The organism is Flexithrix dorotheae DSM 6795 (assembly GCF_000379765.1).
Classification (GTDB): domain Bacteria; phylum Bacteroidota; class Bacteroidia; order Cytophagales; family Flammeovirgaceae; genus Flexithrix; species Flexithrix dorotheae.
On sequence record NZ_KB903498.1, the window covers coordinates 184,199 to 205,912 of the forward strand.

The window sequence follows — 21,714 nt, forward strand, 5'->3', positions numbered from 1 at the left end:
TTTTAGTTTGTTTTTAATTTGTTTTTGAGATATGTTCTTAATGTCATATAAAATGCCCTGCCAGGACGCTGTACGCTAAAATTGTCGTAGGCTTTTTGGTCAAACAGATTAGTCGATTCCAGCGATACTGAAAAACGATTGTCTGGGAGAGCGTAGGAAATACCAATATTTTGTATAAACTGAGCAGGTATCGTGTTCTTAAGCTCCTCTAGGCCGTCCACAGACCAATACAGAAAAAAATCGTGTACGTAATTTGCAGACCACCAGGCTGAGAAATGGTTTTTCCCATTCATGAAATTTTTCTTTTGAAACCTGATTTCCCCATGGCCAAACAGGTATGGAATATTGGGCAGACGTGCATCATAATACCTGTCATCTACAGAACCAGTCACATTTTGTGGAGAGCGGTTCCTGATATCCTGGTAGGTAGCATTAGCTTTTACTTTCAAAAAATCAAAGGGTTTGAATTGCAATTCTGCATCTATACCCCTGATTACAGCCTGCAAAAGATTCTGATACTGCGCAAAAAATTGTGAAGTACGCAACCAGATAATATTATCTGTGTACCGAAAAAAACCATTCAAATCAATATCCAGCTTACTGGAATGAAATAGTCCTCCCAAGTTCGCATTATGGCTTTGTTCAGGTTTCAGATTAGGGTTTGGCTTGATGAGGGTAAAGTCACCGAATAGCTCAATCTCATCTGGTAATCTGGTAGCGTATTCATAGGAAGCTTTAGCCAGAATTTTATCTGAAAAATTATAGCGAAATGACTGCGCATATCCTATATTGGAAACGGATTGCTGGTGAGGTTGATACTCCAGGTTTTGAATGGTATATCCATCTGCAGCATAAGCAAAATGTTTCAGGGAGGTATAACTGATCAAGTTTCCGATGGAATGCTCATAAGCAATTCCTATGGCATTTTTCACCAGTTTGGTTGGGTTTGTATAATAATCCTCACCGTAAAAATCAGCCGCAAAAGCATCCTGCCCAGTACGCCTGAACCAGGAGCTAAATACATTAAGGGTGATACGTCCGTTTTTCCAGGGATCATAGTGGATATTCAATCGACTTACTGCATTTTTCGAGTTCAGTTCCAATAAATTTCTTGAAGCAGATATCTCTCCTCCATCTGTTCTTCTGCGGTAAATTTCCCCATCCCAGGTATAAGCATTGAGGGTAGTATCGGTAAAGTTTCCTGTTGTCCGATTCATCCCAATATACCATTGTAAGCTGGTTTTGGGCAAAATTTGTTCTTTTTCATAATCTATGCTGCTCCCCCATGTGGATTCATTGTAAGTAACCTTTCCATAGGGTTGGGCCATAATGGCATTGTGCTGAATTTCATCATCCAGCCCAGAATAACGGACGCTAATGATTAACCGATCAGCATAAGTTTTATCTATTACCCCTGCATAATAATTTAATAAATAATTCGAGTAGCGATCATGAAACCGCCTCACTCTTGCAGGTTCAGGGTTCCCAAAAGCATTAGGGATTTCCACATCCACTGGATAATTGTTATCGGAATAATTATAGAAGGAATTGATTCCGGAAATAAAGTTATTTTTTGGATTTACAAACTGGCTATTGAGATTTGCTTTGTGGGTGTTAAATGAACCAACAGAATAAGAGGCATCCAGGTAGCTGGTATACTCATTTCTGGAAACAATATTGATGGCCCCGCCAAGTGCATCTGCTCCCAAATGTACAGGTACTACTCCCTTATAAACTTCAATTTGCTCCATCAAATTGACTGGAAGTACATTGAGACCCAATCCTGAGCCAAAATAATTCAGAGGTATTCCGTCCAGAAAAAACTTCACCTGTTTTCCAGACATGCCATTGATGTTGATTTCTGCCTCACTCCCAAATCCACCTGTCTGGCGCACATTAACCCCAGGAATTTGCTTGATCAATTCACTGGTATTATTGTTTTGCATGTAAAAATCCTTTGTCTCCAGCACTGCAACACTCGCCACACTTTCCCTCAATTCCTGCGCTTCTGATTTTCCAGTCACAATTACATCTTTTAACTGAGTCACACTCTCCTTTAGGGTAAGATTTAGAGTCAGGTCTTTTCCTTTCAATAAATGAAAATTTCGCTGGGCAGCCTGTAGTCCCATAAAGGAGGCCGTGAGGGTGTAGTCCCCTGGATTTAGGTTTTTAAAAGCAAACTTCCCGGCATTATCCGATACAGCAGCTTGTTGATTACTCAGTTGTACATATGCACCAGGAATTCCCACTCCATCCTCACCGGAGATAGTTCCTGAAACGCTGGCGTTTTGCCCATAGCAGAAGCTACAGGTAAGGATTAGTAAGGTTAGGATGGTATTTAAAAAAATCATTATCATTTTTAGTGCAACAGTGTTGCAAATATAGGATTTAATTTCAATTGCAACACTGTTGCATTTTAAATTTTATTTTTTTTAGAAATTTTAAGGACACAGAAAGTAACAATTGCAGGCAAAGAACCCTTCCGGGTAAATTATCAGAGTGGCTTTTCCCAATTCATTAAAACTGTTTTACAAGACTAATTTTTGAAATAAATTGTTGTTCTCGGAATGGATCGAGTTCATTGCTCAACTGAGAATCATTAAATACTACATAGAGGAAAGACAAAGGAAGATATTCCCAGCTGGCCCGAATATTCCACCTGCCCTGCTGATCGAAACTGTTATACTGGTAAAAAGTGGAAAGTTGTATACGAGGGTTTAGGGCAAACCTGGTTCCTATAGAGTAGAGATCTGTGGATAAATCCTCCTCTATTCCTACTTTTTGCAGGTCGTTATGTTCATAATCCAGGGTAATGGCAATGTGGGGAATGGGAACAAAACGTCCTGAAAACTCGAAAGTATTTCTTTTCCCATTATAAAACTTTCCAAAATTAAACCGCACATCAGCGGACCATTTCTTCGATAAATCAGTATTGTAGCGAATTAAATAACGGGTATAATAATAATTCCCCTCCTCAATTTGTATTCCCAAAGGAGCAAAATCAAAGTTTATATTTTGCCATGTGGGGGTAAACGAAAGTTCCAAAAAACTATCGTCCTTAAACCAGGTATAAACCGGAAATATGTAAAGACTGGCCTGCTGAAAAGTTTGGGGAGAAGCGGCATCCTGCTGAAAATTGACGAAAACACCAGGATCCCATCGTCTAATCCAGTCCACTTTTTTGGGACGCCAGATATAGTATCCTCCAGGGTTATGGCGAATTACATTAGTTTGCCTCACAAAACCCATGGCCGGATTGTAGTTGGCATCGGTAAATTCGGTTACCCAACCGTAGTAAATCTGATTGCTGGTATTGCCTGCAAAAATCCTCCCTGCATAACCCGTTTCACCTGTTCCTTCATCTATAGAGGTAGTCAAAAGGTATTGAATATCCAACTGGCTTTTTGGGCGAATCTGTCCATCCAGCGTAATAGTAGTGTTATTGTTCGACATCAGATCCATTCTTGAAGAAGCCTCATCAAAACGATGTGTAACCATTATGCCCACATTGTTTTCTTTGCCATAATTTCTCAGATACCTGGCCACTGCAAAGTTTGAAGCTGCGGAATTATCTGTTTCCCTTTGTCTCACAAAAAGCCCGGCTATTGCCTGTTTATCATTTCGCTGGGTAAATCTGGTACCCACATCAATAGGTGCAGGAGCCGCATTAAAGCTCCCCTCCAATCCGATTCTTCTGCTAAAAAAAGGGCGAATGGATTGCTGTTTACCACCCGCCCATACCCCCGAGTTTTCTAAAAAAAACTGCCGTTGTTCAGGGAAAAATATGTTAAACCTTTCCAGGTTATTTACGGCCCTGTCCAGGTCAGCCTGGGCAAAGTCTGTATTAAAAGTCAAATCCAGAATTGAGTATGGGTTAATCGCCCACTTCACATCGCCTCCCAATTTTAAGTTTCCTTCTCCTGTAGTATTATCAGCATTTTCCATATAATCATACTGATAAAGGGTGTATGGCTCTATTCGAATGTTGGCAGATGGAGCCGGGACCTCTATACCCTTAAGTTTAGCCGCATAAGTCATACGATAAGGGGTAAATGACTGGGGAATTGCGGGAAAAGTAGATACTTCTATATCCCTTCTGGCGTACCTCACAAGGGTTACCCCCCACTCCACCGGATGATCTCCTTCTGGTTTATCATACCTCAGTGTTTTGAATGGAATGGCAAACTCAGCCGTGTAACCCTCTTCCGTTCGCTGGGTTCTTACCCTCCACAGCGTGTTCCAGCCATTGTCATAACTATTCCCATTGAAATTCTGGAAATCGCGCTGGGTAGCATAAGGAGTGGTTTGAAATGCCTGAGCATATTGTTTAAGGTTTTGAGGATCAAGTGCAATTCCAAAAAGGTCATTTTCCCCCCATTCAAAATCTCTTCTCAAGTCCTGCATCCGAATACCTCTCTTCCCTACAGAATCAATACAAAATGCGCCTACATACAGATATTTATCATCAAAGAGGAACTTCACTTTTGTTTTATAGCGAATAGCTCCTCCCTGACGGGGTTCTGTACGAAAAAAATCAGAAACAACTGGTGCTTTTTCCCATTGCGCTTCATTGAGTTTTCCATCTACCGAAATTTTCTTATCTGTTTTAATTGCTTTAATCTCTACCGGTACCTCAGAAGGGGGAAAATTTTGATCATCCTGAGCCAACAACCGGATAGCAAGCGTCATTCCCAAAGTAAAAATTATCAGAAGTTTCATCACAACCTGAAGTTTAATTTTCGCTTGAATGGATTGATTTAATTCACTCTTCCTTAAAATCAATGATTATTTGCGCAGCCCGAACATTGAGTTTTTCAATTTCAACCAACATAAATTGTTGGATCTCAAGAACCATTTGTGGAGTAAGTTCGGGATTGGGTTCATGGTGATGGTCATGTCCTTCATGGTCGTGATGATCGTGCTCATTCCCCGGAACTTCCACAATATTGGCCTTCCAGGTTGAAAAATCCTCCTCCAATACCTTTACTGAATCCAGAAATGCTGATTGGAGTGAGGGATCCACGCTTTCTGAAAATTGCTGTATTTTTTGCATTTTCTGCTCCATTTCCCCTCCTTTTTTCATGGCTTTATTATGGATTTCTATACCTTGGATATTCAATTGTTCATCCTGAGAGGAGGAGCACCCCATCATAAATAAAGCAATGATCATCCAAATGATTAAAGAGGATACTTCCTGGCTTTGGACTTTGTGGATAAAAAAAGTTTGTTGGGTTAACTTATTCATTGAATAATTCATCATGTTATGAAAAGTTTAATCGTATCTGGCATTTAATTAAATTTTCTCCGGGACAGGAGTTTTATTTCCCATGCTTTATGGGTTTATTTTTTTCTACTTGTCGGTTGAAAAAACAGCAAGATTGCAGGACAGGGCAAGCAGGAAATATTTCCCTTTGTGCCGGTAGTCCATTATTTTCAGTTTCATGGAGGATTCAATGGGTTTTCATCCATTGACCTTTATGAAGCTAATGTGTCCTAAATGAATAAGTAGGGAGGCGCCCGTAAAAATGGAAGGGGTTGGATGATCAGGGAAAGAACAAAGTAAGATTCTTTCTCCATGGTGATATAGCTGGTAAATTCTCCTGATAATGAGAGGTTAGAATGGTAAAGTGCCTGGTTAAAAAAAAGGTTGCAAAGTTCACAGGACGACCCTTCATCATCCTGAATTACCAAATGCTGGGAATGACAGGAACTATTCAGGTGGTGATCCTTGTGAGCAGAAGCATGGGTATAAAAAAATACAGGTAATATACCTAAGTATAAAGTGAGAAAAGCACTCAGTATTTTTACCTTTTTTGTCATAAAAACAAAATTATGGAAAAAAATCACAAATGCAACATTATTGCATTTGTGATTTAAAATATCGCTTCCCCAGGATAACTCGGAATTTTCCATTCAGGGTTTTCCTAATGCAGTTTTCCCGGATTAAAAAACTTCTCTTTTATAGAATAGCAGCTTGGAAAAATACCGATTTCCATTTGATTAATCGCTTCACAACTTTCCTTTATCACTACCATTAGCCATAGTTTTTTAGCCATTATTAGCGATTGCTTTTCTTCTTTTTTAAAGTGAATTTTGCACCAATTTAGAATTGGTCTAATTAAAATGTAAAATAAAATGAAGAAAAATTACCTATTTACCTTTCTACTTTTAATGGTGATCAATACCTTCCTTTTTGCCCAGGAAGGCACCATTTCCGGTACAGTAAAGAATAAAAACGGGGAACCGCTTTCCTATGTAAATGTAGGCCTTGAGGGTACTTCTAAGGGTACTACAACAACCAAAACTGGTGCTTTTCAAATTCATAAAGTTGCGCAGGGACAGTATTCACTGGCTTTTTCCATGATTGGATATGAATCTCAGAAAATAGACATCCAGGTAGTTGCTGGTGAAACTACCGAAGTTGCTCCAATCGTGCTCACTGAAAAAGAAGAAGAACTCGCAGAGGTAATTGTTTCAGATACAAAAGCAAAATATGTGGAGTCCAATGTTTCTCCTTCACTACGGCAAAAAACCGAAGTGTTCAAGCTCCCTCAAAATATTCAGATTGTAGGCAGCCAACTCATGGTAGACCAGCAGGTGACCAATATCATGGAAGGGGCAATCCGAAATGTGAGCGGTGTTACTATGCTGGAACATTGGGGCCATTTTGCCAGAATCAATATGAGAGGTTTCAGATTACCTGCATTAAGAAATGGTTTTAACGTGAGTGATGCCTGGGGACCTCTTTCCGAAGATATGTCTTTTGTAGATCGGATGGAGTTTGTAAAAGGGCCTGCAGGTTTTATGTTGGCTGCGGGTGAGCCAGGAGGCTTTTATAATGTGGTAACTAAAAAACCTGTTGAAAAACCTTTAGCTCAGGTAGCTGTCACTGCTGGAAGTTTTGACTTCTATCGGGCGGAAGCAGACTTTGGAGGTGCCATTACAGAGAATAAAAAATTGTTATTCAGGTTAAATGGCATGTATCAGACTTCTGACAGCCACAGAGGAGGTGAGGACGCTAAACGATTTATGATCTCGCCTGCTTTAACCTACAATTTATCCGAAAAAACATCTATTACCGGTGAATTAAACTACCAGCAGGCTGAGAGTTATATTGGAGCCGCTTATGTGTTTGGCCCTGTTTCCAGCGGTTATGGAAGTGTGGATAAAAACTTCAAAATGGTAGATACGAATTATCCGGCCACCGATATTAAGGAGCTGACTTTATTTGCAGATTTAAACCATAAATTCAATAACAACTGGGAAGCAACATTGCGATTTTCTCATTTAAAGTTTGACCAGGAAGGTAATTCCCACTGGCTGGCAAGTATGGAGGAAAATGGAGATGCAATTAGATATGCAAATATTTGGGATGCGCTTTCTGTAGGTAATTACGCTCAGGGTTTTATTCAGGGAAAAGCTAATACTGGCAACATCAGCCATTCTATTTTAGGAGGAATTGATTATACGGACAAAGAATACTGGTCAGACTGGAGCCAAAATGTTCCTTATACCACTCCTTTCAATATATTTAATCCTACTTATGGTTATCCTGCACCAGAATTTGACCGATCTGTGGATTTAAAAGACAGATCTACAAGTCCATATGATGGCTACATCACCACTGCCTATTATTTACAAGATGAGATAGGATTCCTTAATGATAAATTAAGACTTACACTTGCCGGTAGATATACGCATGTGAACTCCAAATGGAAAGAGGAAGATGACAGCAGGTTTACACCAAGAGTTGGAGTAAGTGTCAATATATTAGAAGATTTGACTGCTTATGCGCTTTACGATCAGTCATTTATCCCACAGGGAGGAGCCAGTTTTGATGGAAAACCATTTGACCCTGAAGAAGCCGCAGATATTGAGGGAGGACTCAAGAAGACATTTTTGGATGGAAAGTTAAGAACCTCTCTTGGTGTTTATCAAATCACTAAGCAAAACATTCTGGTGGGTGATCCTGAAAACCCCAACTTTTCAAAACAATTGGGTGAAGTACAATCCAAAGGGTTTGAATTTGATTTGCAGGGTGAAATTACCCGAGGATTGAATGTAGTACTTAACTATGCCAATACCGATGTAAAAGTTACCAAGGATACTGACCCGGAAAATGTTGGTAAAAGAGTGGCAGGACATGCCAAACATGTCACCAACGGATGGTTTACCTATTCCTTTTCAAGCCAGTCAGCACTGAAAGGTTTCGGAGCTTCACTTGGTTATCAGTATCAGATAGATCGTTCTACCTGGGCATGGAATGCTGAAAATGAAACCGACTTACCTGATTACTTCAGGTTGGATGGCGGCCTGTTCTGGGGTAATGAAAAACTGAGGGTTCAGTTTAACATTAATAATTTATTGAATGAGTACTTGTACTCAGGAGCAAATTACGGTACGTATCTGTACTGGCAATCCGAGCCAGGTATCAACGGAAGAGTAAGGGTAACTTATAATTTCAAATAATTAACCCGGAAAATGTACCTGTCCATTCCAAAGCAGGTACATTTTTCTAATGCTTTTGAAGGAGAGAAAAATTGCATCATTCTACTGGACATTTTTAAAAATTAAGGTAAAAATGAATATTGTTTGTCTCCTCCCCCTAGCCCCCTCAATTGAGGGGGAAATTACTTTTTCCACTCTGGAGTGTTGCGGCATTCCGAGGATACAGGGGAGGTTTTTAGCTAAACAATAAGAAATAGCAAAGTTGATCTAAGTTGGAAAGTTTCCATCTAAGATTAGTTATGTCCAGTACATAAAAGGCGTTTCTGGTACCTACTTAAGGGGATTTGAAGTGGTCTGGCATTATGTAACTCATTATTTGACTAAATATATACTTGCATTGTTTTCATTATTCATTATCCAGATTTTTATTGGGTTTTACTTTTGGTATGCTACGTCCAAAAAAATGATTTTGCCGGTGATTTTTGGCATAGAAAAGAAGGCTCAGGAAAAACAAACCTTGTTTAAATTATTGGGATCTTTTCTTATGGCCTCTGGTGGTTTTCTGGCCATAAACTATTTTGGGTTTGGAGCAGGTCTTATTTACCTGTCTATTGTTTTGATGACAATCGCCAGCCTGATTATTTTACTGATTCCTTTGGGTGTATTGAATAAAACTACTTTTTTGATCACTTCAATTATATCTGTTTTAATTGAAAATTTAATTTAAATGCCAGCAAATCCTAAATACCTAACAAATTCCCCATGGCAGCGATTTGCTAAAATTTCAGCCGGTTTTCTGGGTGGTTTTGGCGTTAGCATTACCTTTCATCTGGCCTTGGCCGCATGGTTAAATCGCCCCAATATTATCATCACCAGTGCATTTACGGCTTTCCTGCTGTGGGGAGGCTTAATGATTTTGGCATTTTTGGCTAAAAATGGCTGGAAATTATGGGGTTTTTATCTTCTAATGACATTGTTTTTCGGACTTATGACAAATGTCGGAATATCTAGTTTTTGAAAAAATGAGTACAAAAAAAAGGGCCCATAATATCATTTTCCATACGCACACCGTAAGCGGGATTGTGATCAGTGTGGCACTATACATTATTTTTTTTGCGGGTTCTTTTTCCTTCTTCAGGGATGAAATCGTGAATTGGGAACGGGGACACACTATAGAGGTAGAAGATGAAATTGGAATAAATGTAGATTCCGTCATCCAAAACCTTAGCCTTACTTATCCACTTTATGGAAGGGATATTGACTTACACCATTATTATAATGAAAGAAAAATAAGTGTGAGCCTAAGTGCCTCCAAGGACTCTACAGCCCCGGAGGAAGCTAAAGTAAGGGCTTTTTTTTACATGGATACCCATGATCATTCCACTGCAACTTATCAGGAATCTTATACCCTCGGGGAATTCTTATATCGGCTACATTTCTTTGCTCAAATCCCTAATCGGGTTGGGTATTACCTCTCAGGTTTTGTGGCTTTCTTTTTCCTGTTTGCTATCCTTACAGGTATAATTATTCATTGGAAAAAAATTATTTCCAGTTTCTATGTTTTTCGGCCCTGGGCCAAATTGAAAACGATTTGGACAGATTCGCATACCGCTTTGGGGTTGATCGGTTTCCCTTTCCAGTTGGTTTATGCCTTAACTGGTTCCTTTTTTATGCTTAAAACCATATTGGTCATTCCTGCAGTACTTGTTTTATATAATGGCGATCAGGAAAAATTTAGTACAGAATTAGAATACCATCCCCCAGCATATGAATTGGGTTATGAGCCATTTCAAAATGATTTCACATTTAACGACTATTTAGATCAAACCAGAGAAAGATGGGGTGATTTTAAAATAACAGAAGTTAAAGTGCTTAATTATGGAGATGTAAATATGCATGTTTCTATTGCCGGGAATATGGATTATGATCATCAATTAAATGGCATCGGAGAAATTATTTATAAGGTTTCCGACCACAGCATAGTGAAGGAAAAAAGTCCTCTGGAAGGTTCCTCCTATCTTGATGGCGTGAAAAATCTATTATTCCGATTGCATTTTGCAGATTTTGCGGGAATTGGCATGAGAATCATCTCCTTTGTGCTGGGGCTTGTTTCCTGCTATGTCATACTGTCGGGTGTCATGATTTGGCTGGTGGCCAGAGATAAAAAAAATGTTTCGGAAAAACAAAGGCGTTTTAACCAGAAAGTGGTGTACAGCTATCTGGCCATTTGTTTGAGTATGTTCCCGGTGATTGCACTCGAGTTTGTCCTGGTTAAGCTTATTCCCCAGGCAGGAATGAGTTTTATTTACTGGACATTTTTTGCGGAATGGCTTGGTTTAAGTATCTTTTTTACCCTGAAAAAGGATAATGTTTTCACCCTGAAATGGTCATTAATTTTAGGAAGTATATTTGGGTTGATGATTCCGGTTGTCAATGGCATAATTACCGGAAATTGGTTTTGGAGGAGTTGGCAAAAAGGATTTCATCAAATTTTAATCATTGATTTATTTTGGATACTCCTTTCGGCTGTATCACTATTCACTTTATATCAATTGAAAATCCGTAAAACACCAAAAATATGGGCAAAAAACAAAAAGTATAAAACCGTAGCAGTTGCTAAATCGCGGTAAAACAATATTTCATAACAATTTGTACAGTCAATTTATTTGTACAAATCGTTTAATGAGAAAAGTTCATCGGACGGAAAATCCGGGAAATGAGGATGCCTGAGACTAATCATCCATGTTATAAAAAATAAGGTTTATAATGGTTTGCTATAATGAAGGTCATATGCTGAGGAAAATTCTGACGAAACAGTTGAGAAAGTACTTCGTAATTCAGGTTGCTTTCAAAATTTGGTTCTCAGTAAAATTATCCCTAATCTTAAAAAGTAGAGAAGTTATTCATTCTTCAGAAGTCCTTTATCATTAAAAAAATATGAATAACCCTTATAGGTATATCAAACATAATTATAAAGAAATTGCCTACCAGGTGGTTATTATCCTTGTATTGTTTATATTTTTTGCATATAATCAGACGGGGTCTCTCCACTTTACAATATACTCCTTACTGGAACTGCGTAATGTTGCTTTTTTTGGTAATTATATAGGCGCAGCAATCATTATTAATTATGTACTTCTTCCAAATTTTTATTACAAAAAACGAGAAATTTTATTTTTTATCAGTGTAGTGATTTTAATTACACTGGTGATTCTGATTGATGAATACGTACTGGAACAAATTTATTATCCTGATACACGTGGCACCTACTTCCCCGGTTTTTTATTTACGCTAATTGAGACACTTCCTGTGATTATCATCACCGTAGCCTTTAAGTTTGCCTGGGATTTCAACAGAAAACAAAGCGAAATTGAAAAGCTTAAAACCTTGGTAAAAGAAAGTGAATTACAGTTTTTAAAGTCGCAAATTAATCCTCATTTTTTATTTAATAATCTGAATAATTTATATGCGCATGCCATAAAAAAATCGTCTAAAACCCCCTCCATTATTTTAGAGTTATCTTCCGTGCTTCGCTATATGTTGTATGATTGTAAGGAAAATTTTGTCCCTCTTGCAATGGAAATAAAAAACTTAAAAGGCTTTACCACCCTGTACGAACTACAGATAGGACAGCGGGGTTCTGTTCAATTCCATACAGAAATACCCTCTGCCGATTATGCCATTTCCCCTTTAATTTTAATAGTGTTTATTGAGAATGCCTTTAAACACAGTACTGAAAGTCAATCTAAAAATATTTTAATTGATATTCAGGTAAAAGTTTCGGAGTCTGGCCTGCTAACTTTTACTTGTGATAATAGCTTTTTACCCGATTACGGCCAGAAAGATCACTCAGGGATTGGCTTAGAAAATGTAAAAAAACGTTTACTTTTACTATATCCCAAGGCCCATCTTTTAAATATAAAAGGTGAAAAAAACACCTACCATGTTGAATTAAAAATGCAGCTAAAACCTATTAATTAATGCTCAAGTGTATTATCATAGAAGATCAACCTCCTGCTCAGCAGATTCTGCAACAATATATTGATGACACGGATCACTTAGCTTTAGAAAAAATATTTTCGGATGCTATTGAAGCCAGGGCATATTTAGAAAAAAATACCATTGACCTTCTTTTTTTAGACATTAAATTACCCAAAGTTTCAGGGATTGCTTTTCTCAAATCTTTTAAGGACCATCCACCTACAATTTTGACTACTGCCTATTCCGATTATGCTTTGGAAGGCTATGAATACAATGTGGTAGATTACCTCCTTAAGCCATTTTCATTTGAGCGTTTTTCGCAGGCTGTAAATAAAGTATTGGCATTAATGAATACCGAGTCATTAGCTGATAACCTGTCAAAAAATGTTGCTGATACTGCGCTATACATTAAATTAAAGCACGAAATTGTAAAGATAAACCGTGAGGATATTTTACATATTAAATCTGATGGTGATTATACTGAAATAGTAACCGAATCCCAAAAACATTTATCTACATACTCCTTGAAAGACTGGCTGCAAAAGCTGGATGATAGCTTTTGCCAGGTACATAAGTCGTATATCATCAATCTAAATCACTTAAAAAAAATATCACAAAACAAAATTTACCAATCAGTAAAATATATTATCCCAATAGGCCGAGCATACAAAAAAAATTTTATGAAAAAGCACCTAAAGCAATAAATGAGCATGCAAACCGAATTGTGTATTGCCTCCAAAAGCGACCTTTACAACCCCTTTCTTTTTATGTATTTCAGGAGTTTTAACAGACCAACTAATATGTTGTTCATAGCCGTAAATTGGTCGTTCACAGATTTACATTTTATTAATTCTTTTAATTCAAATTATATTTAGAGATTTGTCTTTATAATCATTCTAAATAAGGAAAATGGGGAAATTTGAACCCCATACTTTATTCAAAAACTTATAAATGATTGATTATCAAATGTTTTGAACTTGGTTATTTTATTTTTTAATAAAGAAAAACTAAAGCAAGCTTACACCTATTCGCTATAAATTATACTTACCTTCTCCTATTTACATACTAACTCAAAATTGAATTTAACTAGGAGTTATTAATCCATAAGATTAAGCCATAGTATAAAAGGGGTGTATTTTTGCCATTCATTTAAAATTAGTCTAATTAAAATGAAGCAACTATACTATGTAATTTTTCTAACTACCCTGTTTTTTAGTCCTTCCCTGCTATTGGCTAATGATCAACCAGGAGTAATTACTGGTACAGTTCAAAGTGATACTGGAGAACCACTTGTGGGCATCACTGCCCTACTTGAAGGCACTTCCAGGGGAGCGGTAACCGATGTCAACGGGCATTTTGAAATTAAAGAGGTAGCGGCAGGAAATTACACTCTTGTAGTTTCGGGCATAGGTTATATACGCCAAAACCAGGCAATAACCATTTCCTCAGGGCAAGTACTTAGCCTCAGTTTTGCTCTCAAAGAAAACACGGAGGTATTAAGTGAAGTAGTGGTTAAATCTGAAAAAACCGCTGTAGGAAAATTAGAAGGTAGTGGCTTTAGTGTAAAAGCAGTTGAAACGAAAGAGCTAAAAACACAAAGCATGGACATGCACCGTGTATTGGATAGAACTGCTGGGGTAAGGGTAAGACAGTCAGGTGGTATGGGTTCAGATTTTACCTACTCCCTGGATGGGATGTCAGGCAATGCCATTCGTTTTTTTATCGATGGAATTCCCATGGATTATTTCGGGTCTTCGTATTCCATTAATAATATTCCTATTGCACTAATTGACCGCATAGATGTTTACAAAGGTGTGGTCGCAGCTGAGTTAGGCTCTGATGCATTGGGCGGAGCTATAAACCTCGTCACGAACCAAAACATTTCCAACTTTGTGGATGCATCCTATTCTTTTGGTTCCTATAATACCCATCGTGCGGCATTACATGGCCAATGGCGGCTCAAATCCGGATTCACCACCAAGCTCTCTACATTTTACACCTATTCGGATAATAATTATAAAGTTTGGGGAAAAGGAGTGCATTATGCTGATGCCTCTACAGGTTTTAAAGCACAGGAATTCACCAAAGAAAATCCTGCTGAAAGGTTTAATGACGATTTCCAAACCATCAGTGCAAAGTTTGATATAGGTTTTAGCCAGAAAAAATGGGCCGATCAGTTTTTTATTTCACTACTTGCTTCAGATCAAAAGAAAGGTGTACAAACCGCACAAACCATGTCTCATGTTTATGGTGAAATGCGAAATAATGAACAAGTTCTTATGCCAAGCATAAGCTACAAAAAAAGTGATTTATTTACAGAGGGGTTAGATGTGAATATCTTTGCAGGTTATTCTTATACCGAAGGGGTATTGGTAGATACTACAACAATGAGATATGACTGGAGGGGAGAACAAATAGGGACAAACCCTTCTGGCGGTGAAATGGGGCGAAATGGGAAATCATTGTTTACTCAAAAAGACAACTCCAATATTGTTAGGTTTAATACAACCTATCAATTACCTTATGATTTTACTCTAGGTTTGAACTACCTTTATTCAAGTACAAAACGTTCAGGAGAAGACCCTTTTACGCCAGTATATAGAACTCCATATATTGAACCTCAGGGAATAAGCACACATTTTGCCGGATTATCATTAGAAACCATAAAATTTGATGGTAAACTTCACGCTAATGCATTCCTGAAGTATTATGACTACAGTGCTCATATCAATGATCTGGTTTATACCACCGAATGGGAAATCATCGAGCATAAAAATAATGTAGTCAATTGGGGAGGAGGTTTTGCAGCTTCCTATAAGTTGTTCCCAAAATTGATGATCAAAGCTTCAGCGGAACAAGCCACGAGAATGCCCAGTCCCACGGAAGCTTTAGGAGATGGAGTCACCATTAGGAATAACCCGAATATCGAACCGGAACAAAGCTTTAATACTAATATTGGGGCGGTACTTGGAAGGTATCGGCTTGGCTATAATAATGGTGTAAAAATAGCGCTTACCACTTTCTACCGAAATGTGACAGATCAATTGTTGTTTACCATAACAGATGGCCAGGGAAATGGGATATTTGAAAATATAAGAAAGATAGCAGGAACAGGAGGGGAAATAGATATGATCTTTGATTTTGATCAGAAATTAAAATTTACCCTGAATGGAACTTATCTGGATTTCAGGAATAACCTGAAAATAGACGAAAACGGAAGAGAAAATATAGTTTATGGTGACCGGGTAAGAAATAAACCTTATTTCATGGCTAATGCGGGATTGGAATATACCGTGATGGATTTCATTCAAAAAGATGCCAAGTTTTTTACTTATTTCCAATCGGGCTACGTACACCAGTTTTTCCTTAGATGGCCAAGCCTTGGCAATCAAGACAACAAAGATATTATTCCTACACAATTGGTATTTGATGCAGGTATCGGGTATACCTTCCCATCAAAAAAACTAATTCTTGCCATTGATGTCTCAAACCTATTCAATGAACAGGTATATGACAATTACTTACTCCAAAAACCTGGACGAGCAATTTTTTTCAAAATAAATTATCAAATAAAGTCAACAGTAAATTAAAATTATGAAGAAGAATAAATTTTTAAATTGGAGCATTGGATGTTTACTTTTAGCCATGGGGCTAATCTTTGTTTCCTGTGAAGAAGAAGGTAACGATGTACCACCACCACCAGCAGACTCTAAATATACAGTAGGAGCATCAGTTGATGGTGAGGGATATTATGTCACTACTGATGATCTTTTATCAGGCTCTCTTTCAATAGTGGGTAATGGTTCTGAAGGTTGGGCAAATCTATCAGTAAGTGTTGATGGATATCTTTACATCCTTAATAATACAGAAGCTTTAACCGAAAAGTTTGAATTAACAGAGAACGGTCCTGTTAAAGTTGATGCCATTTCTAACTCAGCATTAACCCCTGGTGCTTTTTTCCGATACATTCAGGTTACTGATAATGGCGATTTATTCTTATCGACCAATCCAAATGATGAAGGATTAGTGCCTTATGCTATTATAGATCTGGAAACATTTACCGCCACAAGCAATGGATTCATTACTTTCCCTACCATAGGTAACAAAAACAACTTATGGACAAATGGATTAGTACAAGATGGCAGAATCTATTTTGGCTCCTTATATGGTGATGCTGCTACCTGGTCACAGTTATCTGACTCATTGATTACGGTGAGATACGATTATCCCTCCTTGGCAAACCCTGAAATATTGGTTTCCACTGCATCTGCAGGAATGACTGCCGGTTACAGAACAAATGGCTCCTTCGCCACAGAAACCGGAGATATATATCAATACAATATAACTAGTTCTCTTTGGTACGGTCACGATGAGGTAGCTAATAAGCCTTCAGTATTCGTAAAAATCAAAGATGGTGAATATGATGATTCTTATGTGTTTGATATTTCGGCCGAATACAACGAACCAATCGCTATTTGGAATGCATGGTATGCTGGAAACAATATCGCTTATGCCAATGTGGTAAGGGTAGCCGATACACCAGAATGGGGGGATCTGGTACAAAATACAGGCACCCTGGTTGAAATCAACCTGGAAACCAAAACTGTAACTGAGCTGAATTTACCAAAAGCATCCTTTAGAGACATCTTCTCTTTAAATTGTGTGGAAGAAGGCAAGTTCTATATTCCTGTAAGTGTTGTGGATGGAGATGCCAATATCTATGAAATTACGATTGGCGGTGGTGCAGATGGTTTCCAAAAGGGAGCTACTTTGGATGGAAGCAATGTATTTGTAAATGCCTTGTTTAGAAATTTTTAGAGAATAAGCTCTGATCTTAATCATTAAAAAACAAGATCAGATTAACATTATGCCTTTTAAATTAAAAATCTACTGTTTTTTCCTTAATTCAATGAGGTAGAATTTGAGAAAAAGGCATAATGTTTTTTTAGAGCTTATTTAAAATTTAGGTTTTCCGAAATGTCGGACCAAAGCGAAAACGTCCAGTTTTGGGTTCTCAGGAAAAAAGAAAATTTTTGAATAGCAGCGCTATTTGGAAATTTTCTTTTGAAGTGAGGTTTCATAAATGGGCGTTTGCAGCGAAACAGTTAAAATTTAAACATGCTCTTAGTCCAAAAAACCTGAACAATACTCAGGAATAGTTAAATCAGAACATTCCTTAATACTATATACCTTTTACCGATAAGTATATTTTTGATTCCCATCCTTCTTTAATAATAAACCTCCATAGCAAGAATATGAGCAAGCCATTAAAAAAACTTATCTTAAACTTACACCTTTGGATAGGCTTAATTACCGGAATAGTCTTGTTTATTGAAGGAGTAACTGGTGCTATTTATGTTTTTGCCATTGAGATTTCAGAAAAAATCTATGAAGATCGGTACACCATAACTAACATCCCTAAGAATGCTACACCCCTACCGCTCAGCCAGTTAAAAGAGACCGCTATTGGAGCATTAAAAGAAGATGCGCCCATTTTAAGGATTTACCAACCAAATGATCCCAAAGCAACCGTTTCCTTTGTATTTCAAAAAACAAAGCATGATGCCCTGACTTATGCCGGTTATATGGAAGTGTGTAAAACTGTGTTTGTCAATCCATATACTGCAGAAATAGTGAAAATTGAAAACACCAAATGGGAGTTTTTTAATGTAATTATGTGGATGCATATGACCTTACTTTTAGGCTATGAATGGGGAAGTCAGATAGTGGCCTGGAGCGTGGTAGGATTTCTCATTTTGCTTATCAGTGGCCTGGTACTGTGGTGGCCCAAAAATAAGAAAAGTCGTGGTATGCGGTTTTGGTTTAAATGGAAACCAGGGTTCGGATTCAAGCGTAAAAATTTTGATTTACATGCAATCCTTGGGTTTTATATTATTTCTCTGTCCATCATAATTGCAGTAACCGGCTTGTTTTGGTCTTTCACCTCTTTGAATCAGGGGATTCAATGGATTGCCAACGGAGGGAAAACCGTAACCCGACCTCTACCTGAACCGCCAACCGAAAAAGAATCGGATGATTTAAATCCTTTGGATAACATGCATCAAATAATCAGGTCCCAGCTAAACAATGCACATGCTTATGTCATCAAAATGCCAAGACGACCAGAATTTCCTTATGTAGTTCGGCTTTACTTATCCAATAGGGTATTTTATGACAGAATCGTTTATTATTTCGATTCCGGTTCCGGCTCTCTTTTAAGAAAAGATGAAGTCTCTGACCTAAGTGGTGGAGAGCAGGTAAGCGGTATTAATTATGATATTCATGTCGGTAGTATTGGCGGATTACCCACTAAAATCCTGGCCTTTTTCACTTGCTTGATTATTGCCAGCCTGCCTATTACAGGTTTTATTATTTGGCGGAATAAGTCTTACCGAACCTGAAAATTTACCCGGAAAATATAGAGAGATAAGTCCCCTTTGCCAAAGACTTTCCTTTGAAATTAATGCCTTGTAACCCTTCCAACACCTTCCAGGCAATTCTCTGGATAAATCTAATTATCGTAAAAATCAGCATAAAAAAAGCCTGCTTTCATTAAAAGTGGAAGCAGGCTTATAACTTTTTTTGCCTACAATCTTCTAGGTTTAAATCTCAGATTTAGGACGGCCTCTCCCCTACCACTTGAGTTTAATTCCACCGTTTACCACAAATCCATCCACTGGAGCATAAATACTTCTGAATTCAGGGTTATTGATATCTCCAGTAAAAATGGTATCAAATGCCGTTTGCCGGGTATCCAGAAAGTTTTCAAAATTTAAAAATAGGGAAAGATGTTTCCCCAACTTCTTTTCTGTCATTAGCCCAACTATCCAATAAGATTGTCCTGTGGCACCATCGGCTAATTTCTGAGGACTAAAGTAGTAGCCTTCCAGACCAACCCAGAAATTTCCATGCTTTTCATACATTAATACATTATTTAAGCGGTGTTTTGCCACCAGCGGGTATTCCTCAATCTGACCATCATAATGCTCTTCTACATCGGTAAAAGTATACCCTATAAATAGTTTAAAATGGTGAAAACTCCATTTCATGTTTACTTCTACTCCTTTCGTATCCACAATTCCTTCTGGCTGTAAAAATTCATAGTAGTTTTCCCTTTGGGTAAGCACCAATGGATCCTGAATTTTGGTGTAGAAAAATAAGGTGTTGGTATTTAATACCAATTCATCGGTCAAAGCCCAACGGTAGTTTACATCAAAATTTCCCCCAATAGAATATTCTGCCTTGGTCTGATTGGTATTGATTGGCAAAATATTCCTGAAATGCAGGGACTCCGCTTCTTCCGTAAAAATGGTAGGTGTTTTATACCCCATTCCTCCTCCCAGCCGGAAAGTTAAGGCATGGTTGGGTTCAAACATTAAAGAAAATCTGGGTAGAGGAAAAAAACCGTAATCTGACTGGTAATCCGCCCTTATTCCCGATTCTAAATGCCATTGTTCTGAAAAATCAAAGGTATTTTGGATAAAACCGCCAAATGTAGAATTTGAATAGTCCAGAGGTTCAGTAGTGATACCCAGACCCTGGTCAAATCGGTCTGTCCACAAATTTACTCCAAAAATCCATTCAGACTTTTTACCTGTGGTTACATAATTTAATTCGCTGAATGAGGACAATTGCTGCCCTGCAAATGCATAATCGGGAATGGCAATTTCCCTGTCATAAAAACTGAAGCTGTTTTTAAAGGTGAGTTTCGAATGACCTGAAAAATTATGAGAAAAAATAACCTGACTGGATATTCTGTCCGTTTCATTGTTTTCAAAGTATGCATCCGGAATATTCTCGCCTTCCACATATTTCATGTTTCCGCCAAGCCGGTCTTCTGATACTATATTTGCCCCAACCATCAGTTCTGTATGCTCATTCAAATAAAAAAACAGGCGGGGATTTAAAGTAAACCGATCAAATTTGGGAATTGCTGTTAAACCAATATCGGCTGGATCATAAGCTGTACCTTTGTTGTAAGAAGCAAAGACCGTTGTACCGACTTTCCCATATTTTTGGGAATAAAAAGCACTGGCATCCAAACCCAGCGCAGAAGTCCCATTCAACATTAAGCTCAGTTCCGGATGATCCTCGGGAGTTTTGGTAACCAGATTGACCAGTCCTGCAATAGCTCCCCCTCCATACAAAGTAGAGGAAGATCCTTTTATCACTTCCACCTGTTTAAGGTCAAGTGGTGCAATTTGCATTAAACTTAACCCACTGGAAAATCCAGAATAAAGTGGTAAACCATCTCGCAAGAGCTGGGTATATTTTCCATCCAGTCCCTGAATTCTGATACTGGAGTTATAACTTGTAGCAGAGGTCTGTTGGGTTTGAATACCCGTACTTTCATTCAAAAGCATACGAATATCCCCGGGTTTCATATTTCCTTTTTCAGAAAGCTCTTCCCCGGCAATGAATTCTACCCTGGTTGGAGAGTCCTCAATGGTACGGCTGCTCCTTGTGGAAGTAAGGACAATTTCTTCCATTTCTTCATGAGCATGCGATAAAAATATGGTTTTGTTTTGCATAGGATCTTGTATTGGAAACTGAAATTCCAATTCTTGTTTTTCATAGCCTATGGAACTGATCTGGACCACAAAATTTCCATCTGGTATCCCTTTCACCACTGCCAGTCCATTAATATCTGTAACACTACCCTTTTGCAAAGCAGGGATATAAACTGCCACACCAATCAAATTCTCCTTCGACTCTTCATCTTTTATGTTCAATTCAAGATTGTTTTGAGCCGCAATCATGTGAAAATTAAACAGCAGGAAGAGCCATAATAAATTTTTATTCATTATTGATTAAAATTTAAAGTTAAAGTATACTTCTCCATGCCTGTTTCGGACAGAAACAGCGGAAAATAAAAAAGCTACAACTTTAAATATATCTGGGAGGCTTAAGGGGAATGATGCCGTATCCCTCAGAAACATAATCGAGGTAATACTCTGATTTTGGAATTTTAGGCTGGGATAAAAGACTAAAATCACATAATCTTTGATCTTTAAGGAAAAAACCTGAGCAATTACCACAGGAATAAAAGGGCGAACAGGGTAAACTGGAATTATTATTATCCTTGTGCCCATCTTTGTGTTCATGATTTTGTGCTTCCATTTCATTTCCCTCAATTTCATGGCACTCGTCACTTATAGAGCAACATGGATTAATTGACAGTGTCAACACCAGAAAAATGAGCGATAAAGAAATAAAATTCAACAAATTCTCAAAAGATTAAACCGAAATTCCCAATCTGGCAAAATGCCTATTAGTGACGCAAAT

16 protein-coding genes are annotated in these 21,714 nt (G+C 37.9%); 9 read left to right on the forward strand and 7 right to left on the reverse strand.

The window, feature by feature from the left end; all coding sequences use genetic code 11:
* Window positions 1-2: 2 nt before the first annotated feature.
* From A3EM_RS0136555 to A3EM_RS48425, 5 genes are all read right to left on the reverse strand, one after another.
* Window positions 3-2,357: a TonB-dependent receptor domain-containing protein gene (locus A3EM_RS0136555; RefSeq protein WP_245576595.1), complete on the reverse strand. Its 2,355-nt coding sequence runs from the start codon at window positions 2,355-2,357 to the stop codon at window positions 3-5.
* 160 nt (window positions 2,358-2,517) lie between these two features.
* Entirely contained in the window at window positions 2,518-4,719 is a 2,202-nt protein-coding gene (locus A3EM_RS0136560) for a DUF5916 domain-containing protein (protein WP_157638260.1), read from the reverse strand.
* Window positions 4,720-4,762: 43 nt separating this feature from the next.
* On the reverse strand, window positions 4,763-5,260 hold the full coding sequence (locus A3EM_RS0136565) for a hypothetical protein (protein ID WP_020533211.1): 498 nt from the start codon (window positions 5,258-5,260) through the stop codon (window positions 4,763-4,765).
* Between the two features lie 233 nt (window positions 5,261-5,493).
* On the reverse strand, window positions 5,494-5,820 hold the full coding sequence (locus A3EM_RS0136575) for a hypothetical protein (RefSeq protein ID WP_157638261.1): 327 nt from the start codon (window positions 5,818-5,820) through the stop codon (window positions 5,494-5,496).
* Window positions 5,821-5,924: 104 nt separating this feature from the next.
* Complete coding sequence (locus tag A3EM_RS48425; protein ID WP_020533214.1) at window positions 5,925-6,056, reverse strand: hypothetical protein; 132 nt, start codon at window positions 6,054-6,056, stop codon at window positions 5,925-5,927.
* Window positions 6,057-6,135: 79 nt separating this feature from the next.
* Here A3EM_RS48425 and A3EM_RS0136585 point away from each other — a divergent pair, with 79 nt between their 5' ends.
* The 9 genes from A3EM_RS0136585 to A3EM_RS0136635 all read left to right on the forward strand — a co-directional run bounded on the left by A3EM_RS0136585 (window position 6,136) and on the right by A3EM_RS0136635 (window position 18,830).
* Window positions 6,136-8,469: a TonB-dependent siderophore receptor gene (locus tag A3EM_RS0136585; RefSeq protein WP_020533215.1), complete on the forward strand. Its 2,334-nt coding sequence runs from the start codon at window positions 6,136-6,138 to the stop codon at window positions 8,467-8,469.
* 442 nt (window positions 8,470-8,911) lie between these two features.
* Window positions 8,912-9,175 carry a hypothetical protein gene (locus A3EM_RS44785; RefSeq protein ID WP_044240867.1) on the forward strand — a complete coding sequence of 88 codons (264 nt, stop codon included), beginning with the start codon at window positions 8,912-8,914 and terminating at the stop codon, window positions 9,173-9,175.
* Window positions 9,176-9,466, forward strand: coding sequence for a hypothetical protein (locus tag A3EM_RS0136600; protein ID WP_020533218.1), 291 nt, complete (start codon window positions 9,176-9,178; stop codon window positions 9,464-9,466).
* Window positions 9,467-9,470: 4 nt separating this feature from the next.
* Complete coding sequence (locus tag A3EM_RS0136605) at window positions 9,471-11,078, forward strand: PepSY-associated TM helix domain-containing protein (RefSeq protein ID WP_026210813.1); 1,608 nt, start codon at window positions 9,471-9,473, stop codon at window positions 11,076-11,078.
* Between the two features lie 307 nt (window positions 11,079-11,385).
* Window positions 11,386-12,429 (forward strand): sensor histidine kinase, encoded by a 1,044-nt coding sequence (locus A3EM_RS0136610; RefSeq protein ID WP_020533220.1) that lies wholly within the window; start codon window positions 11,386-11,388, stop codon window positions 12,427-12,429.
* Window positions 12,429-13,133 carry a LytR/AlgR family response regulator transcription factor gene (locus tag A3EM_RS0136615; protein WP_020533221.1) on the forward strand — a complete coding sequence of 235 codons (705 nt, stop codon included), beginning with the start codon at window positions 12,429-12,431 and terminating at the stop codon, window positions 13,131-13,133. The genes A3EM_RS0136610 and A3EM_RS0136615 overlap by 1 nt, the downstream gene beginning before the upstream one ends.
* A 465-nt stretch (window positions 13,134-13,598) precedes the next feature.
* Complete coding sequence (locus tag A3EM_RS0136620; protein WP_020533222.1) at window positions 13,599-16,019, forward strand: TonB-dependent receptor; 2,421 nt, start codon at window positions 13,599-13,601, stop codon at window positions 16,017-16,019.
* A 4-nt stretch (window positions 16,020-16,023) separates the two neighbouring features.
* Window positions 16,024-17,247, forward strand: coding sequence for a hypothetical protein (locus A3EM_RS0136625; RefSeq protein ID WP_044240869.1), 1,224 nt, complete (start codon window positions 16,024-16,026; stop codon window positions 17,245-17,247).
* 437 nt (window positions 17,248-17,684) lie between these two features.
* Window positions 17,685-18,830 carry a PepSY-associated TM helix domain-containing protein gene (locus A3EM_RS0136635; protein ID WP_020533225.1) on the forward strand — a complete coding sequence of 382 codons (1,146 nt, stop codon included), beginning with the start codon at window positions 17,685-17,687 and terminating at the stop codon, window positions 18,828-18,830.
* A gap of 231 nt (window positions 18,831-19,061) precedes the next feature.
* Here the strand turns inward: A3EM_RS0136635 and A3EM_RS0136645 are convergent, their stop codons facing one another.
* Both A3EM_RS0136645 and A3EM_RS0136650 read right to left on the reverse strand, forming a co-directional pair.
* On the reverse strand, window positions 19,062-21,233 hold the full coding sequence (locus A3EM_RS0136645; protein WP_020533227.1) for a TonB-dependent receptor: 2,172 nt from the start codon (window positions 21,231-21,233) through the stop codon (window positions 19,062-19,064).
* Window positions 21,234-21,315: 82 nt separating this feature from the next.
* Complete coding sequence (locus A3EM_RS0136650; RefSeq protein WP_169513463.1) at window positions 21,316-21,549, reverse strand: hypothetical protein; 234 nt, start codon at window positions 21,547-21,549, stop codon at window positions 21,316-21,318.
* Window positions 21,550-21,714 lie beyond the last annotated feature (165 nt).

Coding starts and splice junctions, on each gene's coding strand:
- A3EM_RS44785 (WP_044240867.1), top strand. CDS start 8,912: ATGATTTTGCCGGTGATTTTTGGCATAGAAAAGAAGGCTCAGGAAAAA.
- A3EM_RS0136605 (WP_026210813.1), top strand. CDS start 9,471: ATGAGTACAAAAAAAAGGGCCCATAATATCATTTTCCATACGCACACC.
- A3EM_RS0136625 (WP_044240869.1), top strand. CDS start 16,024: ATGAAGAAGAATAAATTTTTAAATTGGAGCATTGGATGTTTACTTTTA.
- A3EM_RS0136610 (WP_020533220.1), top strand. CDS start 11,386: ATGAATAACCCTTATAGGTATATCAAACATAATTATAAAGAAATTGCC.
- A3EM_RS0136600 (WP_020533218.1), top strand. CDS start 9,176: ATGCCAGCAAATCCTAAATACCTAACAAATTCCCCATGGCAGCGATTT.
- A3EM_RS48425 (WP_020533214.1), bottom strand. CDS start 6,056: ATGGCTAAAAAACTATGGCTAATGGTAGTGATAAAGGAAAGTTGTGAA.
- A3EM_RS0136555 (WP_245576595.1), bottom strand. CDS start 2,357: ATGATAATGATTTTTTTAAATACCATCCTAACCTTACTAATCCTTACC.
- A3EM_RS0136645 (WP_020533227.1), bottom strand. CDS start 21,233: ATGAATAAAAATTTATTATGGCTCTTCCTGCTGTTTAATTTTCACATG.
- A3EM_RS0136615 (WP_020533221.1), top strand. CDS start 12,429: ATGCTCAAGTGTATTATCATAGAAGATCAACCTCCTGCTCAGCAGATT.
- A3EM_RS0136635 (WP_020533225.1), top strand. CDS start 17,685: ATGAGCAAGCCATTAAAAAAACTTATCTTAAACTTACACCTTTGGATA.
- A3EM_RS0136620 (WP_020533222.1), top strand. CDS start 13,599: ATGAAGCAACTATACTATGTAATTTTTCTAACTACCCTGTTTTTTAGT.
- A3EM_RS0136585 (WP_020533215.1), top strand. CDS start 6,136: ATGAAGAAAAATTACCTATTTACCTTTCTACTTTTAATGGTGATCAAT.
- A3EM_RS0136575 (WP_157638261.1), bottom strand. CDS start 5,820: ATGACAAAAAAGGTAAAAATACTGAGTGCTTTTCTCACTTTATACTTA.
- A3EM_RS0136650 (WP_169513463.1), bottom strand. CDS start 21,549: ATGGAAGCACAAAATCATGAACACAAAGATGGGCACAAGGATAATAAT.
- A3EM_RS0136565 (WP_020533211.1), bottom strand. CDS start 5,260: ATGATGAATTATTCAATGAATAAGTTAACCCAACAAACTTTTTTTATC.
- A3EM_RS0136560 (WP_157638260.1), bottom strand. CDS start 4,719: ATGAAACTTCTGATAATTTTTACTTTGGGAATGACGCTTGCTATCCGG.